Annotated in this window: 6 protein-coding genes; 3 read left to right on the top strand and 3 right to left on the bottom strand. The window is 42.6% G+C overall.

Features of this window, described 5'->3' with window-relative positions:
- The first annotated feature begins 490 nt into the window (after positions 1-490).
- Both thrC and IM322_RS17960 read left to right on the top strand, forming a co-directional pair.
- Entirely contained in the window at positions 491-1795 is a 1305-nt protein-coding gene (gene thrC / locus IM322_RS17965) for a threonine synthase (protein ID WP_193961737.1), read from the top strand.
- Positions 1796-1873: 78 nt separating this feature from the next.
- Complete coding sequence (locus IM322_RS17960; RefSeq protein ID WP_286825021.1) at positions 1874-2149, top strand: MoaD/ThiS family protein; 276 nt, start codon at positions 1874-1876, stop codon at positions 2147-2149.
- Between the two features lie 223 nt (positions 2150-2372).
- Here IM322_RS17960 and IM322_RS17955 read toward each other — a convergent pair whose 3' ends face one another.
- The 3 genes from IM322_RS17955 to IM322_RS17945 all read right to left on the bottom strand — a co-directional run bounded on the left by IM322_RS17955 (position 2373) and on the right by IM322_RS17945 (position 3508).
- A complete protein-coding gene (locus IM322_RS17955; RefSeq protein ID WP_061431405.1) occupies positions 2373-2648 on the bottom strand; it encodes a hypothetical protein in 276 nt (91 codons plus the stop codon).
- 2 nt (positions 2649-2650) lie between these two features.
- The gene (locus tag IM322_RS17950; protein WP_061431120.1) at positions 2651-2830 is read right to left on the bottom strand and encodes a hypothetical protein; all 180 of its coding nucleotides are present in this window, start codon (positions 2828-2830) and stop codon (positions 2651-2653) included.
- 210 nt (positions 2831-3040) lie between these two features.
- Positions 3041-3508, bottom strand: a complete 468-nt coding sequence (locus IM322_RS17945) for a DUF29 domain-containing protein (RefSeq protein WP_287675970.1) — start codon at positions 3506-3508, stop codon at positions 3041-3043.
- Positions 3509-3718: 210 nt separating this feature from the next.
- Here IM322_RS17945 and IM322_RS23480 point away from each other — a divergent pair.
- Positions 3719-3845 (top strand): type IIL restriction-modification enzyme MmeI (locus tag IM322_RS23480; RefSeq protein ID WP_353737529.1); only part of this gene is annotated, 127 nt, incomplete at its 3' end.

The following is a 3845-nucleotide window of genomic DNA, read 5'->3' as shown; positions in this document are numbered from 1 at the left end:
GAGAAACTTTCTGGCAACCGCAGTTAATCGCCCCCTGTTTAAGCTATTTAGGGCTTGCTGAATAATGGTAAAACCCTTTTAAAATACGGCTTTTGACCTGTTAAAATCCGATGTTCATGCTGCGAAAATCGGATTGGGACCATCAAAAACCTGGCATTATCCTTATTGTAGTACATAAGTTAGTACAAAAAAGAGAGGGCAACAAAGCCTGAAACTCCCGACGACCGGCTACTGACGACCGGCTACTGACTCCTAACCCCACCAACAAACTTTTTCAGCAAACCCTAGTTCTTTTTTTGACCTGAAACTACCCCGAAGTTTCCTGACACGGCAGCCCAACCATCTCCCCTTAACCGTTGCTGCTCCCCAGATTATCCCCTAGCTTTTGTATAAATTTATACCCGACAAAAATAGTCGGGTATATTTGACACCAAGATTTTGGGGGTGATAGGATGCTTGTAGATTCAGTTGACGGCAAGACAGGAAAATCATGACCCTAGCGACAAACATCGAAACCTCAAAATTCATCCCCACCTTTACCCGCTTGGTTTCTAAGGAAGGAGGGACTTCCTACCCCCTGAAAGCGCTGAATATCTGCGAAGAAACCTTTGCACCTCTGGAAGTGGATTACGATTACGACCTCATCCGTCGCACCGTCACCAGAGAAAGCATTCAAGCAGGTCCCAATTCCATCTGGCGCTATCGTTCCTTTTTGCCGGTGGAAAGTGAAAATCCTATCGATGTGGGTACGGGTATGACTCCCCTAGTTAAATCCCACCGTTTAGCCCGGCGCTTGGGTCTAAAAAATCTCTACATTAAAAATGATGCCGTCAATATGCCCACTCTCAGCTTCAAAGATAGAGTGGTATCCGTCGCCCTTACCAGGGCCAAAGAATTAGGTTTTACCACCGTTTCCTGTGCTAGTACGGGAAATCTCGCCAATTCCACCGCCGCTATTGCCGCTCACGCTGGTTTAGACTGTTGTGTTTTCATTCCCTCCGATTTAGAAGCGGGTAAAATTCTCGGAACCCTAATCTATAATCCCACGGTAATGGCAGTTAAAGGCAATTACGATCAAGTTAACCGTCTCTGTTCAGAAGTGGGCAATACCTACGGTTGGGGTTTTGTCAACATCAATCTGCGTCCCTACTATTCCGAAGGTTCCAAAACTTTAGGCTTTGAAGTGGCCGAACAATTAGGCTGGAAACTCCCCGATCATATTGTCGCACCTTTAGCCAGTGGTTCCCTCTTTACCAAGATTTATAAAGGCTTCCAAGAATTCATTAAAGTCGGTTTGGTGGCAGATAAAGCAGTGCGTTTTAGTGGCGCTCAAGCGGAGGGTTGTTCCCCCATTGCCCAAGCTTTCAAGGAAGGACGGGATTTTGTCGCCCCAGTTAAACCCAATACTATCGCCAAATCGATCGCTATTGGTAATCCCGCCGATGGTGTTTATGCCCTGGATATTGCCCGTAAAACCGGCGGCAATATTGAATCCGTTACCGATGCCGAAATTATCGAAGGTATTAAACTTTTGGCAGAAACGGAAGGCATTTTCACGGAAACCGCGGGCGGTACGACTATCGCTGTCTTGAAAAAATTAGTAGAAGCGGGTAAAATCGACCCCGAAGAAACCACGGTCGTTTATATTACCGGTAATGGTCTAAAAACCCAAGAAGCGGTGCAGGGTTATATCGGTGAACCCCTATTAATTGAACCGAAACTAGAAAGCTTTGAACGGGCCCTGGAACGTTCCCGCACCCTGGAACGCCTCGAATGGCAACAGGTTCTCGTCTAGAATTGGTAACGGGAGATTGATAATTATCTCCCCCGTTAGATGATAGCTACCGTCCTTTCCACTTTTTCCTTGATATCTATGGCCGTAAAAGTTCTCATTCCCACTCCCCTGCAAAAATTTACAGAAAATAACGCTACCATCGAGTGTAGTGCTAGTAGTGTCGGTGATTTAATTGAATCCTTAGAAGCAAGTTTCCCCGGTATTAAAGCCCGCTTATGCCTTGAAGATGGTACACCCCGGCGCTTTTTAAATTTCTACGTCAACAGTGAAGATATTCGCTTCCTCGATGGGACAAAAACCCCCTTAGAAGATGGCGATGAAGTCAGTATCGTTCCTGCGGTAGCTGGAGGTTAACCTCCCTATAAGTTTGTTTTCCGTCAATTGTAATTAAACCCCTAGAAAGTGATGTTTTCTGGGGGCTTTTATTCAGGTAAGTTCTAAGCTGCCCGCGCATTTTGCCTTTTGTCTCTCCTGATATGTTACCTATACTCAACGGATTTAGTAAGTAGCGTAACCCATGCGGGCGTTGGGTTTCATGCTTCAACCCAACCTACGTTCTACACTAGCAATATTTAGTTTATTTTTCGGTATCTTTTGAGACTTTTTTATCGGATATTTTCCAAGTCCGTCCTTGACAGTAAACTTGGCCATCTTTAATCTGAACGCCAAAAACCTGACGGGCTAATTGTAAAATTTCTTTACGTTCTTCATCGGTTAAATAATCATTTCCTTTTCTTCCGCTAGGGCAGATTTTTTGGTCGCCTCCTGCTTCTAGATAACGCTGTCTTCCTTTGGCTGCAATTTCGCCAATTCTTTCGTATTTTTGCTGTTGAAGTTCTGTCGGTTTTTTCATGGTTAAAGCATCCATTCTAGGGGAACAATTTCGCCATTAGGCAATAAGTATGATCTGGGCAATGTTAGACTGGAAGTAATGATTAGCCAAGCTCCATTATCTTCATCATAGACTCTAAAGAGCAGGAGTCCCAAAGTTTCAAGAGCATTTAAGACAAGATACTGTTCTTCTGTAGGTTCCACTTTTTTAAATAATTATTGTGATGATTTTAGATTATCTGGTATAGAAATTACCCCTTTAGCAATTCTTCCCTCCGTTCTTAATGTCTTGGCAGGAATTTCTAGGTTATCGGTGGACTCTATGTAAATTAGAGTGTTTTTCTCAATTTGGATTGGAGTTAGTCGAGTCATAAAATATTAAAAATTAACTTTTTTCTTAACTATTTCCTCTAGTCAATTGCCATAGAAGTTCTCATCTAAGATTTGCTCTGGCAAGAAAGGACAAATTTGAGGATAATCATTTTCTGGGGGAATCCGAACACCAAATTGAGCGAGTTTCCCTTCCTTAATTGCCACTTGACGAGCATCTGGATAAGCTTCCTCGATAGCAGTTTCTAGATAGGATTTAAGGGAAGGAGTATCGCGTAAGTTTTTCTGAATGCGCTGACGATGCTCAATAATAGAACAATACCAGCTATCCTTCATTGATGGCGGTGCGTCGTGCTGTACTTTTAATTTGAGCAAGTGAGCCAAAAGAATCATCAAATTACTTTCTAAACTTCTTTTTTCCGATTTTCCCAACTCGGTTAACTCCTCAATTAAGTTATCAGTATCCAGCGCAGCAAATTCCCGCTTCTGTAAGTGATTAATTGTTGTTGCGAGCCACAATTGAAAATCTTGTTCGTAGAGAGTCTTGGACATAGCGATAAGTTGTTCGTTCGAGTCAATAACTAGATTGGTAACTAAGCGAATACAATTCTCAAGGCGTTGCTAATTTCTAGCTTCCCTTGTAGTTTACCAAAAAATCACCTAAAATGGAAACTATCTGTATCCCTTGCTGACTGCCTATGGCTCCCTACATCATTTTCTACCATCTTTGAGCAAACCGGCGAAAGATAAGGAATTAAAACTATGCCTTTAAGTTGGAATGAAATTAAAAATCGCGCAATCGCTTTTCAAAAAGAGTGGCAAGGAGAGACTTCAGAAAAGGCAGAATCTCAATCTTTTTGGAATGATTTTTTTAATGTCTTTGGCATTT

Origin of the sequence: Microcystis sp. M109S1, from assembly GCF_020247025.1 — a bacterium.
Lineage (GTDB): Bacteria > Cyanobacteriota > Cyanobacteriia > Cyanobacteriales > Microcystaceae > Microcystis.
This window is presented reverse-complemented; position numbering and strand designations above follow the sequence as displayed.